The sequence below is a fragment of the Tessaracoccus yangjingae genome, from assembly GCF_054483935.1.
Genome location: NZ_CM137014.1, coordinates 1,509,192 through 1,525,767 on the forward strand (window position 1 = coordinate 1,509,192; position 16,576 = coordinate 1,525,767).

Genomic DNA, 16,576 nt, shown 5'->3' on the forward strand with positions numbered 1-16,576 from the left:
CTACCTGTAGCCACCCAACCGCTCGATGTGACCCTCTGCCAGTTCGACCTTGGAATCCAGCTCCGACCTGTTGTCCTGCAGTGCCTGAAGGTTCTGCGCGATACCCGCCTCGGCGAACTCCGCGTCTAACTCGGTCAGATCTTCAGTGAACCCGAGCCGGTCTTTGCACGCGACATCCTCAAGGGCGAGAGCAACCTCCTCTTCGCTGGGCGTCGAACCGCTGCGGCTTCCGCGCAGGCGCGCGATGTCGCCCGCATCATTGATGGGATCAGTGACCTGGTATCCGGTCTCGCTCAGACATTCCACCCACGTGGCGACGAGCATCTCGTAGCGCTCAGACTCGAACATTTCCCCCATCGACGCAGCCCAAGAACCCATGGCGATCGATCCCCATCCGAGCCCGCCGTCGTCCTCCAGGTCTCGGAACGCCTTACCGATACAACCGCCAGGGGGGATGGGGATTCCGATAAAGTCGCCAGGGGATTCCGGGTTCATCCCCGCACTGGCCAACTCGTCCAGCGATCTCGCACCGTGGAGCACCTCGAAGTTCGAGGCGCCTTGGGGGGAGACCGCGACCAGCTGTGGTGACGGCAGGGGGCCGTAACCGTATTGAGCGGCGAAGTCCATGACGGTGGGCCCGAAGCGGTACGCTACGCCGCTGATTCGCACTTGATGCTCAAGCGCAAGCCATGAGTCGTATGAATTGATACTGGAGGTCAAACCGAACTGCTTCATGCATTCATCGAGCAACAGCTCTCGTGCGAAGTTGAGCGTAGCTTCCTCCTCGGGACCCAGCATGAACTGTGCGAATGGCGTCGGTATCTCAGGTGAGGACGTGGGATCCCCGGCGACAGGAGGCTCGGGGGCGACGGCCGAGTCCGCGGAAGTTGAAGTTGATGCAGGCGAGGCAGACGCGGTTCCTGCTTCCCCCGACGTGACGGACTGCGAGGACGGCGACAGTGGAGTAGCCGGTTCCGGGGTGCAGCCGGCCCCCCACGCAATGCAGCCTGCCAGCGCGCAGCCGAGGGCTGCTCGAAGAACTCTCACCATTGCCAGCGGTGCGAAGCGTTGTTGTTCTTCAGCCCTGGCGAGAGGTTCCCGGCGCAATTGGGCACACAGGCATCAGCGGGGAAGCCGTATCCGCTGTAGAAGAACACCACCACCGGCATGCCGTTTGGGGAGTAGCTGTAGTGACGGATCGACGCGGCGTTGTTCTTGACGTATTGGCCCAGGCCAGCGGACGTCGTCCCAGCGTTGTCATACTTGTAGCCCGCCAGATTGGAGACATCGGCGGTGAAGAATCGGTAGGCGCCAGCAAGATTTGAGTTGTAGTAGTAGAAGATGCGAGGAGGCGGGACCGCGATGTACGTGGAGGCGTCCGCATCCGTCGGCGCATTTGACGCCTGGATAGCACCGCTTTCACTTGGGGTCGGAGACGGCGCCGGCTCCGCCCAGGCCGGACCGGCAGCCAACATCAACGATAATAGGGAAACCCATCCCCAAGCCGATAGTCGCCAGATAGCTCGATTTGTGGGCACCGCTGCCTCTCCTTCCATCCCATTCAAGCGTGGTTGCAGGCTAGCAGTGGGGTAGGGTCACCCCCTCGCCTCAGGCGGTCCTGGCCCTTGACGCTGGATCTAGTCGGCATGAATCTGGCTGAGTAATGACGGCTTGGATACCAAGCACATAGGGGTTCTTGGCCTGAGCACATGCGACGACATAGTCGACTAACAGTCTGATCGCACAGAAGGTGTTCACCGCCAGGTAGCGGGCACCCGCGCCTCCAACGGAAGCGGAACGGCCGCACGGACGGAGGCAGCACTCGGATCTCACGGATGCCCACGCCGTCGCGTGAGTGGCTTGTTGCACAGCCGAAACGTGACTGATCCAGCCCCGGAAAATGCGACACCTACCGTCGTAGACACCGAGGACGCCAACCCAACAGATCCCCAGGAGGCCGATATGAGCAAGCTGTGTGTGGTGGTCGGGGGTGGCATGGTCGCCCACCGATTCGTCGAGGCGCTGCGTTCGCGCGACGAGGCCGGCGAGTGGCGCGTGACCGTGCTGGCCGAGGAGCCTCGCCCGCCCTACGACCGGGTGGCCCTGACCAGCTACTTCGAGAACCGCGACCCCGAGCTGCTGAACCTCGGCGAGGCGCACCTCTGGCAGGACCCGAACGTCAAGCTGCGGCGCGGCGCCAAGGTGGTCTCCGTGGACCCGGCGGCGCACACCGTCATCACCGAGAACGGCATGTCGCACGCCTACGACTCCCTGGTGCTGGCCACCGGCTCCTACGCGTTCATGCCCCCGGTGCCCGGCCGGGAGTTGCCCGGCTGCTTCGTCTACCGCACCATCGACGACGTGGCGGCCCTGCGCGGCTACGTCGAGACGCTGCAGGAGCGCAACCCGAAGCGCCGCGTCCGTGGCGCCGTCATCGGCGGCGGACTGCTCGGCCTCGAGGCCGCCGGAGCGCTGAAGAAGCTCGGCGCCGACACCACGGTGGTCGAGTTCGCGCCCAGGCTGATGCCCCTCCAGGTGGACGAGGGCGGCGGCGAGTCGCTCAAACGCCTGATCGAGGCCATGGACGTCGACGTGCGCGTCGGCACCGCCACCTCGGCCATCAAGGGCCGGATCGCCGTGGAGAAGATGGTCTTCAACGACGGCTCCTCCATCGACGTGGACGTGGTGATCTTCGCCACTGGCGTCCGCCCCCGCGACGAGCTCGCCCGCGACGCCGGCCTCGAGGTGGGGGAGCGCGGCGGCATCGTCGTCGACGACTCCTGCCGCACCGCAGACCCGGACATCTTCGCCATCGGCGAGGTGGCCTGCATCCAGGGCCGCGTGTGGGGCCTCGTCGGCCCCGGCTACACGATGGCCGAGGTGGCGGTGGACCAGATGCTCGGCCGCTCCGGCACCTTCACCGGCGGCGACCTCTCAACCAAGCTCAAGCTCCTCGGCGTCGACGTGGCCAGCTTCGGCGACGCCTTCGGCACCACCGACGGCGCCCTGTCGGTGGTCTACACCGACCCGATCGCCGGCGTCTACAAGAAACTCGTCCTCTCCGACGACGCCCGCACCCTGCTCGGCGGCATCCTGGTGGGGGACGCCTCGGCCTACGCCGGCCTCCGGCCCCTGCTGGGGCGGCCGCTCGGCGTGGACCCCGCCGCGTACCTGGTGCCCGCCGGCGCGGAGGGCGCCCCCGTCCAGGGCGAGCTGCCCGACGACGCCCCCGTGTGTTCTTGCAACAACGTGACGGCGGGAGCGATCCGCTGCTCGGTCACGGAGGGTGGCTGCACCGACCTCGCGGGGGTGAAGGCGTGCACGAAGGCAGGCACCAGCTGTGGCTCCTGCCTGCCGCTGGTGCGCAAGCTGATGGTGGCCGAGCTCGAGAAGTCCGGGACCGTGGTCAGCAACGCCCTCTGCGAGCACTTCGAGCTCTCCCGGGCCCAGCTGTTCGACGTGGTCCGGATCACCGGCCTCACCACGTTCTCGGAGATCATCGGCCGGCACGGCCGCGGCCGCGGGTGTGACATCTGCAAGCCCGTCGTCGCCTCCATCCTGGCCAGCCTCGGCAACGGGCACATCCTGTCCGGTGAGCAGGCGGCCATCCAGGACACCAACGACCACGTGCTGGCCAACATCCAGAAGGACGGCACCTACTCGGTCGTGCCCCGCGTGCCCGGCGGCGAGATCACCCCGGACGGGCTCATCGTGATCGGCCAGATCGCCCGCGACTTCGGGCTGTACACCAAGATCACCGGCGGTCAGCGCATCGACATGTTCGGCGCACGGATCGACCAGCTGCCCGACATCTGGAGGCGGCTCGTCGACGCCGGGTTCGAGTCCGGCCACGCCTACGGCAAGTCGCTGCGCACCGTGAAGTCCTGCGTCGGGTCCACCTGGTGCCGCTACGGCGTGCAGGACTCCGTCGGCCTCGCGATCGACCTGGAGCTGCGCTACCGCGGGCTACGCTCGCCGCACAAGCTCAAGCTCGGCGTCTCCGGCTGCGCGCGTGAGTGCGCGGAGGCCCGCGGCAAGGACGTCGGCATCATCGCGACGGACAAGGGCTGGAACGTCTATGTGGGCGGCAACGGCGGCTTCACCCCTCGCCACGCCGTCCTCCTGGCGGAGGACCTCTCCACCGAGGAGCTCGTGCGCACCATCGACCGCTTCCTCATGTACTACGTGCGCACCGCCGACAGGCTTCAGCGCACCGCCGTGTGGTTGGAATCGATCGAGGGCGGGCTGGACCACGTCCGCACGGTCATCATGGAGGACTCGCTCGGCATCGCCGCGGACCTCGATGCCGCCATGGCCGGCCACGTCGACGGCTACCGCGACGAATGGCGTGACGTGCTGGAGGACCCGGTCAAGCTGGCCCGGTTCGCGGGCTTCGTCAACGCGGCAGACGCCGTCGACGACAACCTCCAGTACGTGGGGGAGCGCGGCCAGGTCCGCCCCGCCACGGACGCCGACCGCGAGTCCGGCGTCGAACTGGTCGATTCCGAGCGGCGGCCGGTCCTGGTCGCCGGACCCACCATCCCCATTGGAGGAGCGCGATGATCACCACCACCGAACCCGTATGTCGCCTTGACGACCTGCTCCCGGAACGGCCTGTCGCCGCCCTGATCGACGGCCGGCAGGTGGCCATCGTGAGGCTCCACGACGACCGCGTCGTCGCCGTCGGCATGTGGGACCCCTTCGCCCGCGCCAACGTGATGGCCCGTGGACTGGTGGGGTCGTCCCTGGTGGACGGGGAGGACGTGCCCGTACTCTTCTCTCCCATGTACAAGCAGGCCTTCGACCTCCGCACCGGCGTGTGCCTGTCGGACCCCGCGAAGGCGCTCGGCACATGGGCGGTGGCGGTGCTCGACGGCCGGGTGTTCGTCGGCTCGCAGGTCACCGACGAGGCCCCGCTCCGTCGGCCCGAAGAGGGCCTGGCCAGGGCGGGCTGAATGGACGCCACGGTGACCGCCATCGGTTCCACTGCGACAGCCGGCGCGCACTCGCTCGCCGGCTGCCGCGTCGTGCTGACGGCGAAACGGCGGGCCTCCGAACTGGCCGCGGCGCTCGAGCGCCGGGGGGTGGAGATCATCAGGGCGCCGATCCTGTCGATCGTGCCCCACGCAGACGACGAGCAGCTGATCGCGCACACCAGGGCGCTGATCGCCGACCCCCCGGACGCGGTCGTGGCCACCACCGGTGTGGGTTTCCGAGGCTGGATGGAGGCCGCCGACGCCGCCGGGTGTGCCGAAGAGCTGCTGTCGGTGCTGCGTGGAGCGCGGATCATCGCGCGTGGACCCAAGGCGCAGGGCGCGGTCCACGGCGCGGGCCTGACGGCCGACTGGGTGGCGGACTCGGAGACGGCCGCCGAGATCAAGGAGCTCTTCGAGGCCGAGGGCGTCGCGGGCCTGCACGTGGCCGTCCAGCATCACGGCGCGGGCAGCGACGGCATCGACGAGCTCCTCGTCGAGTTGGGCGCCCGCGTCACGTCCCTGGTGGTGTACCGGTGGGGGCCCTCCCCGGACCCAGAGGCCGTGAGCCGGGCAGTCGGGATGGTGGCGGCCGCCGAGGTCGACGCGGTGGCCTTCACGTCCGCGCACGGCGTGGTGGAGTTCCTCGCCGCCTGCGAGCGGGAGGGGTTGAGGGATGCCGCGATCGCGGCGATGGCGGGGCCCGTCCTTCCCGCGACCGTGGGGCCCGTCACCGCCGCGCCCCTCATCGAGCTGGGCCTGGACCCGTTGATTCCGGACCGGTTCCGGCTCGGCGCGCTGGTGCGGGAGCTTACGACGGCGCTGTCGGCCCGCGGCGTGGCAGAAGTGTCCACCCCGGCGGGTGTGCTGTGGCTCCGGCGGTCCGCCGCCAGCCTGGGCGGGCGCGCGCTGCCGCTCAGCCAGGTGCAGTTCGCGGTGCTCCGCTCTCTGGTGGAGGCGAACGGGGGAGTGGTGTCGCGGGAGGAGATCCTGGCCGTTCTGCCCGGCAGCTCCAACGACCCGCACGCCGCCGAGGTTGCGGTCGCCCGGCTGCGTGACAGTATGGGGGATCGCTCGCTCGTGCGCACCGTGCCGCGGCGGGGTTACCGGTTGGAGGTGAGCGCGTGAGACCGGCGCTCGTGGTCTGTGCTCACGGCACCGACGACCCGGACGGCCAGGCCGCCGTGCTGGCCATCGCGGGCGCGACAGCCCAGAGGCTGCCGGACGTCACCGTCGAGGTCGCCTACGTGGACGTGCAGGAGCCGAAGCTCGACGTCGTGGTGGACCGCCTCGTCGCGGCGGGTCACCGCGTGGTGGTGGTGCCCGTACTGCTGACGCTCGGCTTCCACACCGAGGTCGACGTCGCCGAGGCGGTCGCAGGTCACCCCGGCAAGGTGCTCTCCACCGGTCCGCTCGGCCCGGACCCGCGTCTGGAGGCGGCGCTCGTGGACCGGCTCCGCGAGGCGGGAGCCCCGGAGGGGGCCACCGTGGTGGTGGCCGTGGCCGGCTCGTCGCGCCCCGAGGCGGCCGAGGTGGGCCACGGTGTGGGTCGCGGGGTGCAGCAGCACTGGTCAGGTCCGGTGACTGTCGGCTTCCTGTCCGCGGCCGAGCCAAGGGTGCCGGAGGCGGTCGCGGCCGCTCGTGCGTCGGGCCCGGTGGCGGTGGCCTCCTATCTGATCGGGCCCGGGTTCTTCCAGCGGAAGCTGGCCCGCGCGGGCGGAGACGTGGTGGCGCAGCCGTTGGGTGCGCATCCGGGCCTGGTGTCGGTGGTGGTGGACCGTTACCTGTCCGGCTGCCTCTGTCTCGAGGGCTGAGGGCCGGTCCGGATCGCGGGCCCCGGGTTATTTGATACAAACTCTTTGTAGTAATCTGTCGCTCATGACAGAGATCTCCCTCACCCCCAAGTCAGCCTGCGGTTGCGGCGGCCATGACGAGTCCCTTCCCGAGCTCGACGCCCGCGCCATCCCGCACGCGGTGCGCCATGCCGCGATCCACGGCGTCGTCGACGGCCTTCAGCCCGGGGCGGCGTTCGTCCTGGTGGCCCCGCACAACCCAGTGCCGCTGCTGAACCAGATCGCGGACCGCCACGGCGATGCGATCCAGGTCAGCTACGTCGAGGAGGGGCCCGAGGCCTGGAAGTTGAAGCTGGCGCGCGTCTGATGTGCAGCTACTGCGGGTGCGATTCGATCACGGTCATCGGCCGGTTCATGAATGAGCACGTCGAGATCGTCAACGCGTGCGGGCAGCTGCGCCGCGCCGTCGCCGACGGTGGAGACGTGCCCGGGCGCGCCCGCGATCTCGCCCATCTCCTCGGGCCGCACACGCAGTCCGAGGAGGTGGGCCTCTTCACGGTGATGAAGCGCCGCGACGAGTTCGCGGGCCACGTCGATGCCCTCTGTGGCGAGCACCGCTCCCTCGACGAGCTGCTGGCGGCCATCTCGGCCGGCGACCACTCGCTCATGGACACCTTCGAGGACGCGCTGCGCGCGCACATCGACAAGGAGGACAACGGCCTCTTCCCAGCCGCTGCCCTCGGGCTCGACGGCGACGAGTGGGCCGAGATCGACACCACCACGCATGACCACGACCACGCCGCCGGCACCCCGCACCATCACTGACCCGGCGGCCCCGACGCGAAGGCTGCGCGTCGCGTTGATCGCGCTGGCCGGGGTGTCGCTGCTGACCGGCCTCAACGCCGGCCTGCTCCGTCTCGGCGTGTGGGCACCCCTGGGCTCGGACCGGCTGGCAGACCTCCACGGTCCCGCGATGACGCTGGGCTTCATGGGCACCCTCATCTCCCTCGAACGCGCACAGGCGCTGCGCAACCACCTCGCCTACCTGGCGCCCGCCCTTTTGGGGGCCGGGTCGCTGGCGCTGATCGCCGGGGCCCCGGCCCTGCTCGGCCAGCTGCTGCTCCTCGACGGCGGCCTCGCCTTCCTGGCCGTGGCGGTCGCGCTGTGGTTCCGCGCGCCCCTGCCGTTGGTGGCGGCGCAGGCGCTGGGCGCCCTGTTCGTCCCACTCGCCGCGACAGCGCTGCTCCTCACGGACGTCACGGCCGCGCTGCCGCTCCTGGTGGCCTTCGTGGTGCTCACGATCGCGGCCGAGCGGGCGGAGTTGGCCCAGCTCACGATGGGCGCCCGGGCGGTGCCCACCCTCCTGGCCCTCGCGACGGTGGTGGCCGCCGGCGCCGCACTGTCCACGGCGCTTCCGCCCGTCGGCTTCCGCGTGCTGGGCCTGGGCTGCGTGCTCGTCGCCGCCTGGCTGATCCGCGACGACGTGGGCCGCCGGATGATCCGCGCCGACGGGTTCCGCCGCTTCAACGCCGCCGCCCTGCTGGCCGGCAACGTGTGGCTGGGTGTGGCAGGCCTGATCTGGCTCGTCGTGGGGCGCCCCCTGGCGAGCGGCCACTACGACGCCACCATCCACGGCGTCTTCCTCGGGTTCGGGGTGTCCATGATCATGGCCCATGCCCCCACCATCTTCCCTGCGGTCATCGGCCGCCCGCTGCCGTACCGTCCCAGCATGTGGCTGCCGCTGGGGCTGCTGCATCTGGGCATGACCGCCCGCGTCGTCGGCGATCTCCTCGCCGTCGGTGACCTGCATCGAACCGGAGGAATCGTGAGCGTGCTGGCGCTGCTCGTCTTTGCGCTGACCGTCGTGGCATCGGCGGTGCGGGGGTGAGGCGGCGCCGGTCACTCAGGGACTACCTGCTGGTGGTCTGGCTGCTCGCCGCCGTCGTGGTGGCCGTGACCCACCGGTGGATCCCGGAGTCCACCTGGCTGATGGTGCACCTCGTGGCGCTGGGCGCTATGACCCACTCGGTGATGGTGTGGAGCGCGCACTTCACCGCCGCGCTGCTGAAGACCCGCGACGACGACGCCGCCCGACGCCTGGCCGACACTCGGCTCGGCGCGTTGGCGGCCGGCTCGCTGCTGGTGCTCGTCGGCGTGCCGACGGCGCAGTGGTGGCTCGCGGCGGCCGGGGCCACCGTCGTGTCGGCGGCGGTGCTGTGGCACGGCGCAGTCCTGGTGCGCGACCTCCGGCGCGCCCTGCCTGGACGCTTCCGGGTCTGCATCCGCTACTACATCGCGGCCGCGGCCTGCCTTCCCGTCGGCGCCGGGTTCGGCGCGACGCTGGCCTGGGGCCTTGACGATCGCTGGCACGCCGCCCTGCTGGTGGCACACACCATGACGATGCTGCTCGGCTGGATCGGGCTGACCGTGGTGGGCACCCTCGTCACCTTCTGGCCGACGGTGCTGCGCACCCGGATGGACGACCGGGCGGAGCGGCTCGCCAGGCAGGTGCTGCCGGTGCTGCTGGCCGCGCTCGGCATCGTCATCCTTGGTTCCCTGGCCGGGGTCCGGGCCGTCTCGGTGGCAGGGCTGGTGCTGTACGCGGGCGCGCTCATCTGGTGGGGCCGCTGCCTCGTCGGACCTCTCCGCACCAAGCCCCCGCGCGAATTCGCGGCCGCCTCGATCCTGGCCGGCGCCGTCTGGGCCTGTGTGGCGATCTTCGCCACCGCCGTGCACGTCGGGCGCTCCGACGACGTGGAGCTGGCGTCCGGGTACCCGATGCTCGCCTCCCTGTGGGTGGTGGGCTTCCTGCTCCAACTGGTCACCGGCGCGCTGTCGTACCTGCTGCCGTCGGTCATCGGCGGCGGCCCGCGCGTGGTTCGGGCGGGGGCCGCGGAGTTCGACCGCTTCGCCACGGTGCGGCTCGTCGTCATCAACGGGGGTCTGCTCGCCTGGGTGGCGCCGTTGCCCGGGTGGGTGAAGGTGACCGTCTCGCTGCTGGTGCTCGTGGCCCTCGCCGCCTTCCTCCCGCTGATGGTGCGCGGGATCCGGGCCTCCGTCGCCGAACGGCGCAGGGCCGCGGCCGGCGAACCCGCCCCCGAGCTGATGGAGCGCCGCAGCGCCTTCACCGGCGACGGACTCGTGGCAGGGGTCGCCGCGTTGGCCATTGCGCTCAGCGTGGGCGTCGGCCTCGACCCTGCCGCCGCGGGCGTGGCCACCCTGGGGACGGCGGCTTCGCCTTCGTCGGCCGTCGCCGCCACCGGCGAGACGGTGCGGGTGAGGGTCGCGGCCCGCGACATGGTGTTCGTGCCCTCCCGCGTCGAGGCTCAGCCGGGGGACCGGGTGATCATCGAGCTCGTCAACGAGGACCCCACCACGGTCCACGACCTTCTCATCGGCTCCGCGCGCACGGGCCGGCTCGCGCCGGGGGAGAGCGCCGAGCTGGACCTGGGCGTCGTCGGCCAGTCCATGTCCGGGTGGTGCACCGTCGTGGGGCACCGGCAGATGGGGATGACGTTCGACGTGGTGGTGGCCGGCGCCCCGGCAATCGATCCCGCCGCCGAGCCCTCCGAGGGGGATCACGGCCATGCGGCCGCCGGCGACCCGGACGCGGAGCTGGGCACCATCGTCGACCCCGTCCCCCCTCCGTTGACCGCTGAGACCGTGCGTCGCTTCGAGTTCCGCGTCACGGAGGTGCCGCTCGAGGTGGCCCCGGGCGTGTGGCAGAAGCGGTGGACCTTCAACGGCTCCGGCGTGGGGCCGACGCTGCGCGGACGGGTGGGCGACACCTTCGAGATCACGCTGATCAACGACGGCTCGATGGGCCACTCGATCGACTTCCACGCGGGCGCGCTGAACCCTGAGGGGCCGATGCGCACCATCGCGCCCGGCGAGCGCCTCACGTACCGGTTCACGGCCGGCCGGGCGGGCGTGTGGATGTACCACTGCTCGACGATGCCCATGAGCGCCCACATCGCGGCCGGCATGCACGGGGCGGTCATCGTCGAGCCGGAGGGCGGGCTGCCGGAGGTGGATCGCGAGTACGTGGTGGTCCAGTCCGAGGTCTTCGTCGCCGACGACGCCGCCACGGCCGAGGCCGCCACCGAGGTGGACGCGGATGCCGTCTCCGCCGAGCAGCCGGACCGGGTGGTGTTCAACGGCGTGGCCAACCAGTACGACCAAGAGCCCTTCGTCGCGCGGGTGGGGGAGCGGGTGCGCTTCTGGGTGCTGGACGCCGGGCCCAACCGGGCCACCAGCTTCCACATCGTGGGCGGGCAGTTCGACACCGTCTACCGCGAGGGCGGCTACCTGCTCAAGGACGGCATGGATGCCTTCGGCGGCGCCGGAGGCGGCGCCCAGGCGCTGGCGCTGGCTCCTGCCGAGGGGGGCTTCGTCGAGCTGGAGTTCCCCGAGCCGGGGCGTTACCCCGTCGTCAGCCATGTGATGGTCGACGCCGAGCGCGGTGCGCACGGGATCGTGGAGGTCTCCTGAGCGCGGCCACTGGCCTAGGATCGTGGTCGAGAACCGCTACGAAGGGAACTGCTGTGTCCGAAGCCGGCCTCAACGCCGCCCGCCAGAAGATGATCGACGCAGGGGTCGCTGCCCCGGCCATCGAGGTATTCTCACGCTTCTACGAGCTCCTGGAGTCGGGTGCCACCGGCGTGATCCGGGAGGACACGATCGAGCCCCTCCTCGACCCGCCGATGCTGGCGGACGTGGACATCACCGAGGCCGAGGCCCGCGAGGCCATCGGGAAGACGGTCATCATCAAGCTCAACGGCGGCCTCGGCACGTCGATGGGCCTGGACCAGGCCAAGACCCTCCTCGAGGTCCGTGACGGCCTCAACTTCCTCGATCTGATCACCCAGCAGGTCCTCGCGGCCCGCGAGCGATACCACGCCCGGCTGCCTCTGCTGCTGATGAACTCCTTCCGCACCGAGGACGACACCCTGGCCCATCTTGAGCGCTACCCGGAGCTGCCGGTTGAGGGCCTGCCGCTCAGCTTCATGCAGAACCAGGAGCCGAAGCTGCGCGCCGACGACCTCACCCCGGTCGAGTGGCCGGCCGACCCCACGCTCGAGTGGTGCCCGCCCGGGCACGGCGACCTCTACCCCGCTCTCGAGGGCTCCGGTGTGCTGGATCAGCTGCTGGAGCACGGCTTCCGGTACGCCTGCGTGTCGAACGGCGACAACCTCGGCGCCGCGCCCAACGCCACGATCGCCGGCTGGTTCGCCCGGTCCGGCGCGCCCTATGCGGCCGAGGTGTGCCGGCGCACCATCAACGACAAGAAGGGCGGCCACCTCGCCGTCCGCAAGGCGGACAATCAGCTGATCCTCCGCGACACCGCCCAGACGGCGCCGGAGGAGATGGACTTCTTCACCGACGAACACCGCCACCCCTTCTTCCACACCAACAACCTCTGGTTCGACCTGCAGGTCCTCCGCGACACCCTCACCGAGCGCAACTCCGTCCTCGGACTGCCCCTCATCCGCAACGAGAAGACCGTGGACCCGTCCGACGGCGACTCCACGCCGGTCATCCAGGTGGAGTCGGCCATGGGGGCGGCCATCGAGGTCTTCGAGGGCGCCACCGCCATCTGCGTGGGCCGCGACCGCTTCCTCCCGGTCAAGACCACCAACGAGCTGCTCCTGCTCCGATCGGACGTCTACGACCTCACCGACGAGGGCCGCCTCGTGGCCACCACGGCGCACTCGCCCGAGATCAGCCTCGACTCGCGCTTCTACAAGAAGGTGGGCAAGTTCCTCGCCCGGATCCCCGTGGCCCCGTCGTTGCGCCGGGCCACGTCGCTCAAGGTCGACGGCGACTGGACGTTCGGCGCAGGCGTGACGGTGGTGGGCAGCGCCGAGTTGGCGGACCAGGGATCGCCCCAGACGGTGCCTGACGGCGCCACGCTCGGTGGGTGACGCGGCCCTTGCCCGGGCGATCGGCCTGGCGCTGACCGGCCGGGAACTGGAGCTGAGCTCCCCCCTCGCGCTTTCCGCCGAGCTGGCCGGCCTCGGCTACAGCCCCGAGGTGCTCGCCACGGTGCGCGCCGAGCGCCAGGAGCGTCGCGAGCCCTGGCCGTTCCCGGTGCCCCTCGAAGCACGGCGCGCCCTCGGGTTCGCCCGCTTCGACGCAGCCCTCGCGGAGGCCCGTCGGGCGCTGGGCCTCACTGGGCTCACCCCGTCCGCGTCGGCGCGACGCCCCCTCGACCCCGATGAGCGCCGCCTCGTCCAGGACCGCCCGCCCCACTGGTGAGGGAATGCAACAGGGGCGCCGTCCATGCGGACGGCGCCCCTGTGCGTGCAGGGTGTGACTCAGCTGCGGTGGGTCACCAGGGCGTCGCGGATCTCCTCGAGGAGTACCTCGGACTTGGTCAGCGCCGGGGCCGCCTCAGCCTCGGCCTTGGCGAAGTGCTCCTTGGCCTTGGTGTAGGGCAGGACGACGCCGAAGTAGACGACGGCGGCCACGATGACGAACGCCACCAGGGCGGTGAGGAACGGGCCGACGGACACGCCGCCGGGGTTCCAGGACGAGAAGTCCGGGGTTCCGCCGAGCTTGCCCAGCACGTCCATGAACATGGTGGTGAAGGCGGTGACGACGGTGGCGAACGACGCGCCGATGACGAATGCGACGGCAAGCTCGACGAGGTTGCCGCGCAGCAGGAATTCCTTGAAGCCCTTCACGAGGTGCTCCTTCTCTTCGTTGTCCGCAGGGCGGAGATGTCCCGTCGACGAGGTGGTGACGACGGGGGATCCGTAGTTGGCAGACCGCGCTGGGGGGCGCCGGATCAGGGCCAAGAGGCCGTGAGGAACTCTAGCCGGTCATCCGGAGAGGGGCAACCGGATACCCCTAGAGCGCGCCGAGCACGACGCTCAGCTGTCCGCTCTGCCCGAGGGCCGCGACCATGGGGGCCTCGCCGGCGGGGACGTCGACGAGGACCAAACCGTCCGATCCGGAGCCCGCGACCGCCAACGCCGAGCCGCCCGGGGCGGCGGGCAGGGCCGCCACCCGGGCATCGCGCGTCAGCACCTCAGCCGACTCGGCGGAGGTGACCACCAGCGTGACCGGATCCCCGGGGCGGAGCAGCGAGCGCAGCTGATCGTCCGGGAGCGAGATGGGCACCACGGCACGTCCGGGCGCCACTCCCTGACCGGTGGCGAGAAGCCCGGCCTGGAGCAGCGTGCCCGGCGCGAGCCCCACGGCCGTGACCTGGCCGACCACCTGATCCAGCGTGGGCGTCGTTCCAGTGGGCAGGAGGTGGGCGGGCAGCTCCTTCACCGTGACGTCGGTGGAGGAGATCGTGTGGCCGGCCGCGAGCTCGACGGCGGTGACCGGCACGGGCACGCCGGGGCCGTCCGGCTCCGCGAGCCAGTTGGCGATCAGGACGACGGACAGGGCGGCGAGCAGCGCCGCGAAGGCGCGCCGGTGCCAGGAGACGAACGCGGCGATGCGGGCGAGGACGGGCTTCATGCCCCCTTGATCGTCAGCCGCAGGGCCGATCTCCCGCTGTCCACAGCGGGAGGATCAGGCGGACTTGGCCTCGGCCTTCGGCGCGGATGCAGCCTTGACCGGCTCGGGCTTCGGGGTGGACTTGGCCGGGCCGGAGGCCGCGGACTTGGCGGCCCGGGAGTCCGTGGCGTAGAAGCCGGACCCCTTGAACACCACTCCCACGGCGCTGTACACCTTGCGCAGGTCGCCTTCGCACGCCGGGCAGTCCGTCAGCGCGGGGTCGGTGAACTTCTGCACGGCCTCGTGATCGGTGCCGCAATCGGTGCAACGGTACTGGTAAGTGGGCATACAGGATCCTCCGGTGGGAGACGACTCGCTCCATGGTAGATCAGCGCGGCAACCGGACCGAAACGCGCTCTGTGACGTATCCATCCACCGGGATGTCGTGGGGGAGGGTCAAGGCCGCGAGGTCGTCGAGCACCTCCACGTGGCGCGCCACCGCGACCACAGGGGTGTCCGGCGCCCGGTGCAGCAGCGCACGGTCGTACCACCCGCCGCCGGTCCCGAGCCGCGACCCGTCCGGGCCCACCGCCAGGCAGGGGACGACGATCAGCCCAGCCTCGCCGAGCACCTCGGGTGCCAGGGGCGCTGCCACGGGGTTGGGGATGCCTCCCCAGCCCGGCACGGTCGAGTCCAATCCGTCGAATCTCGCCCAGGCGACCCCGGGGGTGAGCTTCGGGATCAGGACCGCCCAACCGCGCGTGACGAGCTCGTCGATGAGCGCGCGCGTGCCCGGCTCGCCGGCCCGGGACGCGTAGACCGACGCCGTCGTCGTGGGTAGCTGATCGGCCATCTCGAGGAGGTGCGCGGTGCGTAGGGCGTTGTCAGAGTGCCACTGCTCGGGGGTGACCCGCGCCCGGGCGGCGGAGATCCTCGCGCGCAGCGCGTCCTTGCGGGCCGAGAGGGTCATTGGCCTATCGTAGGCGCCATGGCTTGGTTCGCCCGGAAGAAGCAGGAGCCCGTCCCCGGTGAGGAGGAAGCGGTGGTGGTGGAGGAGCCACGGCTTCCGGACCCGCCAACGCTCGACGCCTCCGGGCTGCGCAGCGTCTCGGACCACACGGACTACCTGCTGAGCCTCGTCGATCCGCTGCGCCCCTTCGGGATGTCGCTGCTGGAGGCGTGGGACCAGGTGCTGTGCGAGGACATCGACTCGATGATCGCCGTCCCGCCCAACAGCACCGCGAAGGTGGCCGGCTACGCCGTGCGCGCCAAGGAACTCCTCGACGACGAGGGCCACCTGGCGCCTCCGCTCGAGATCGTGGATCTCGGGGTCGGGCGTCTCCCCGAGGGGGGAGCGGCCTCCGTTGCCCCCGGCGACGTCCTGCCGCGGGGGGCGACCGCCGTGCTGCCGGCGACGTTCGGCACCGTCGAGCACGGGCGCGTGCGGCTCATCGAACGGGTCAGCGAGGGGGAGTACGTGCGGGCCGCGGGCGAGCATCTGCGCCTCGGCACCCGGCTGCTCAGCGAGGGCGACGTGCTCGACGACCGCGCCATCGGGCTGCTGGCCAGCGCGGGCATCGACAAGGTGATGGTGCGCCCCCGCCCCCGCGTGGTGGTGGTCAGCTCCGGCGAACATCTCATCGATCCCACGAGCAGCGTGCAGCACGGAGAGGTGACCGACGCCAACTCCTTCATGATCGCCGCCGCTGCCAAGGCCGCCGGTGCGACGGTGTTCCGCGTCGCCGTCCACTCCAACGACCCCGAGGCCATTCGCGAGGCCGTCACGGATCAGCTGATCCGGGCAGACCTGGTGATCTCCACCACCGGCGGCCGCCGCGAGGACTACGAGGCAGTGGTGACGGTGATGGAGGAGCTGGGGATGGTGGACTCGGTCAACGTCGCGATGTCCCCGGGGCGCACGCAGACGTTCGGGGTCATCGGTGAGGACCGGGTGCCGATGCTGATGCTCCCCGGCAATCCCGTCAGCGCGTACGTCTCCTTCCATGCCTTCGCACGGCCGCTGATCATGCAGCTGATGGGAGCGCGCACCGGTCACCGTGCGGTGCGGGCCCTCGCGTCGACCGGCCTGCGCTCGCACCGTGGCCAGCTGCACCTGCTCCGAGGGCGGGTCACCACGGAGGGGAGCATCCGCCACGTCTCGCAGGTCACCGAGACCTACGCGCTGTCCGAGTTGGCGCAGTCGAACGCCCTGATCGTGCTGGACGAGCATGTGGAGCAGGTCAGGGCGGGCGAAGCCGTCAAGGTATGGCTCTTCGACGAGGAGTGACGCCCGGAACTTCCTGACGGGTGATCCGCCGACTCGCCGCGACGGCGGGAGTAAATCACAGCGTTGTTGTT

17 protein-coding genes are annotated in these 16,576 nt (G+C 70.6%); 11 read left to right on the forward strand and 6 right to left on the reverse strand.

The features are described from left to right. Entirely contained in the window at positions 1 to 735 is a 735-nt protein-coding gene (locus ACX1D3_RS06420) for a hypothetical protein (RefSeq protein ID WP_458996158.1), read from the reverse strand. Between the two features lie 308 nt (positions 736 to 1,043). Then, positions 1,044 to 1,475, reverse strand: coding sequence for a hypothetical protein (locus ACX1D3_RS06425; RefSeq protein ID WP_458996159.1), 432 nt, complete (start codon positions 1,473 to 1,475; stop codon positions 1,044 to 1,046). Positions 1,476 to 1,962: 487 nt separating this feature from the next. Here ACX1D3_RS06425 and nirB point away from each other — a divergent pair, with 487 nt between their 5' ends. From nirB to ACX1D3_RS06475, 10 genes are all read left to right on the forward strand, one after another. Next, the gene (gene nirB / locus ACX1D3_RS06430) at positions 1,963 to 4,563 is read left to right on the forward strand and encodes a nitrite reductase large subunit NirB (RefSeq protein ID WP_458996160.1); all 2,601 of its coding nucleotides are present in this window, start codon (positions 1,963 to 1,965) and stop codon (positions 4,561 to 4,563) included. Continuing rightward, a complete protein-coding gene (gene nirD / locus ACX1D3_RS06435; RefSeq protein WP_458996161.1) occupies positions 4,560 to 4,955 on the forward strand; it encodes a nitrite reductase small subunit NirD in 396 nt (131 codons plus the stop codon). The genes nirB and nirD overlap by 4 nt, the downstream gene beginning before the upstream one ends. Next, positions 4,956 to 6,101, forward strand: coding sequence for a uroporphyrinogen-III synthase (locus ACX1D3_RS06440; RefSeq protein ID WP_458996162.1), 1,146 nt, complete (start codon positions 4,956 to 4,958; stop codon positions 6,099 to 6,101). It begins immediately after the preceding gene. Beyond that, complete coding sequence (locus ACX1D3_RS06445; RefSeq protein WP_458996163.1) at positions 6,098 to 6,787, forward strand: sirohydrochlorin chelatase; 690 nt, start codon at positions 6,098 to 6,100, stop codon at positions 6,785 to 6,787. Before ACX1D3_RS06440 ends, ACX1D3_RS06445 begins: the two co-directional genes overlap by 4 nt. A 64-nt stretch (positions 6,788 to 6,851) precedes the next feature. Continuing rightward, the gene (locus tag ACX1D3_RS06450; RefSeq protein WP_458996164.1) at positions 6,852 to 7,133 is read left to right on the forward strand and encodes a DUF2249 domain-containing protein; all 282 of its coding nucleotides are present in this window, start codon (positions 6,852 to 6,854) and stop codon (positions 7,131 to 7,133) included. Between the two features lie 47 nt (positions 7,134 to 7,180). Further along, positions 7,181 to 7,591: a hemerythrin domain-containing protein gene (locus ACX1D3_RS06455; RefSeq protein WP_458996165.1), complete on the forward strand. Its 411-nt coding sequence runs from the start codon at positions 7,181 to 7,183 to the stop codon at positions 7,589 to 7,591. Then, positions 7,551 to 8,654, forward strand: coding sequence for a DUF8744 domain-containing protein (locus ACX1D3_RS06460; protein ID WP_458996166.1), 1,104 nt, complete (start codon positions 7,551 to 7,553; stop codon positions 8,652 to 8,654). Before ACX1D3_RS06455 ends, ACX1D3_RS06460 begins: the two co-directional genes overlap by 41 nt. After that, a complete protein-coding gene (locus tag ACX1D3_RS06465) occupies positions 8,651 to 11,257 on the forward strand; it encodes a multicopper oxidase domain-containing protein (RefSeq protein WP_458996167.1) in 2,607 nt (868 codons plus the stop codon). Before ACX1D3_RS06460 ends, ACX1D3_RS06465 begins: the two co-directional genes overlap by 4 nt. Before the next feature lie 53 nt (positions 11,258 to 11,310). Beyond that, the gene (locus tag ACX1D3_RS06470; protein WP_458996168.1) at positions 11,311 to 12,690 is read left to right on the forward strand and encodes a UTP--glucose-1-phosphate uridylyltransferase; all 1,380 of its coding nucleotides are present in this window, start codon (positions 11,311 to 11,313) and stop codon (positions 12,688 to 12,690) included. Next, positions 12,683 to 13,024: a hypothetical protein gene (locus tag ACX1D3_RS06475; protein ID WP_458996169.1), complete on the forward strand. Its 342-nt coding sequence runs from the start codon at positions 12,683 to 12,685 to the stop codon at positions 13,022 to 13,024. The genes ACX1D3_RS06470 and ACX1D3_RS06475 overlap by 8 nt, the downstream gene beginning before the upstream one ends. A 59-nt stretch (positions 13,025 to 13,083) precedes the next feature. Here ACX1D3_RS06475 and mscL read toward each other — a convergent pair whose 3' ends face one another. The 4 genes from mscL to ACX1D3_RS06495 all read right to left on the reverse strand — a co-directional run bounded on the left by mscL (position 13,084) and on the right by ACX1D3_RS06495 (position 15,188). Then, complete coding sequence (gene mscL, locus ACX1D3_RS06480) at positions 13,084 to 13,452, reverse strand: large conductance mechanosensitive channel protein MscL (protein WP_458996170.1); 369 nt, start codon at positions 13,450 to 13,452, stop codon at positions 13,084 to 13,086. 166 nt (positions 13,453 to 13,618) lie between these two features. After that, on the reverse strand, positions 13,619 to 14,239 hold the full coding sequence (locus ACX1D3_RS06485; RefSeq protein WP_458996171.1) for an SAF domain-containing protein: 621 nt from the start codon (positions 14,237 to 14,239) through the stop codon (positions 13,619 to 13,621). Between the two features lie 54 nt (positions 14,240 to 14,293). Beyond that, entirely contained in the window at positions 14,294 to 14,566 is a 273-nt protein-coding gene (locus tag ACX1D3_RS06490) for an FmdB family zinc ribbon protein (RefSeq protein ID WP_458996172.1), read from the reverse strand. Between the two features lie 40 nt (positions 14,567 to 14,606). Next, on the reverse strand, positions 14,607 to 15,188 hold the full coding sequence (locus tag ACX1D3_RS06495) for a 5-formyltetrahydrofolate cyclo-ligase (protein WP_458996173.1): 582 nt from the start codon (positions 15,186 to 15,188) through the stop codon (positions 14,607 to 14,609). An 18-nt stretch (positions 15,189 to 15,206) separates the two neighbouring features. On the opposite strand from ACX1D3_RS06495, the gene ACX1D3_RS06500 reads away from it, so the two are divergent. Then, the gene (locus ACX1D3_RS06500; RefSeq protein ID WP_458996174.1) at positions 15,207 to 16,505 is read left to right on the forward strand and encodes a molybdopterin molybdotransferase MoeA; all 1,299 of its coding nucleotides are present in this window, start codon (positions 15,207 to 15,209) and stop codon (positions 16,503 to 16,505) included. The last annotated feature ends 71 nt before the right edge of the window (positions 16,506 to 16,576 follow it).

Excerpts from the sequence above, each read along its gene's own strand:
- ACX1D3_RS06500 (WP_458996174.1), top strand. The coding sequence starts at position 15,207 with ATGGCTTGGTTCGCCCGGAAGAAGCAGGAGCCCGTCCCCGGTGAGGAG.
- ACX1D3_RS06450 (WP_458996164.1), top strand. The coding sequence starts at position 6,852 with ATGACAGAGATCTCCCTCACCCCCAAGTCAGCCTGCGGTTGCGGCGGC.
- ACX1D3_RS06440 (WP_458996162.1), top strand. The coding sequence starts at position 4,956 with ATGGACGCCACGGTGACCGCCATCGGTTCCACTGCGACAGCCGGCGCG.
- ACX1D3_RS06485 (WP_458996171.1), bottom strand. The coding sequence starts at position 14,239 with ATGAAGCCCGTCCTCGCCCGCATCGCCGCGTTCGTCTCCTGGCACCGG.
- ACX1D3_RS06495 (WP_458996173.1), bottom strand. The coding sequence starts at position 15,188 with ATGACCCTCTCGGCCCGCAAGGACGCGCTGCGCGCGAGGATCTCCGCC.
- ACX1D3_RS06490 (WP_458996172.1), bottom strand. The coding sequence starts at position 14,566 with ATGCCCACTTACCAGTACCGTTGCACCGATTGCGGCACCGATCACGAG.
- nirB (WP_458996160.1), top strand. The coding sequence starts at position 1,963 with ATGAGCAAGCTGTGTGTGGTGGTCGGGGGTGGCATGGTCGCCCACCGA.
- ACX1D3_RS06455 (WP_458996165.1), top strand. The coding sequence starts at position 7,181 with ATGAATGAGCACGTCGAGATCGTCAACGCGTGCGGGCAGCTGCGCCGC.
- ACX1D3_RS06425 (WP_458996159.1), bottom strand. The coding sequence starts at position 1,475 with ATGTTGGCTGCCGGTCCGGCCTGGGCGGAGCCGGCGCCGTCTCCGACC.
- ACX1D3_RS06420 (WP_458996158.1), bottom strand. The coding sequence starts at position 735 with ATGAAGCAGTTCGGTTTGACCTCCAGTATCAATTCATACGACTCATGG.
- nirD (WP_458996161.1), top strand. The coding sequence starts at position 4,560 with ATGATCACCACCACCGAACCCGTATGTCGCCTTGACGACCTGCTCCCG.
- ACX1D3_RS06460 (WP_458996166.1), top strand. The coding sequence starts at position 7,551 with ATGACCACGACCACGCCGCCGGCACCCCGCACCATCACTGACCCGGCG.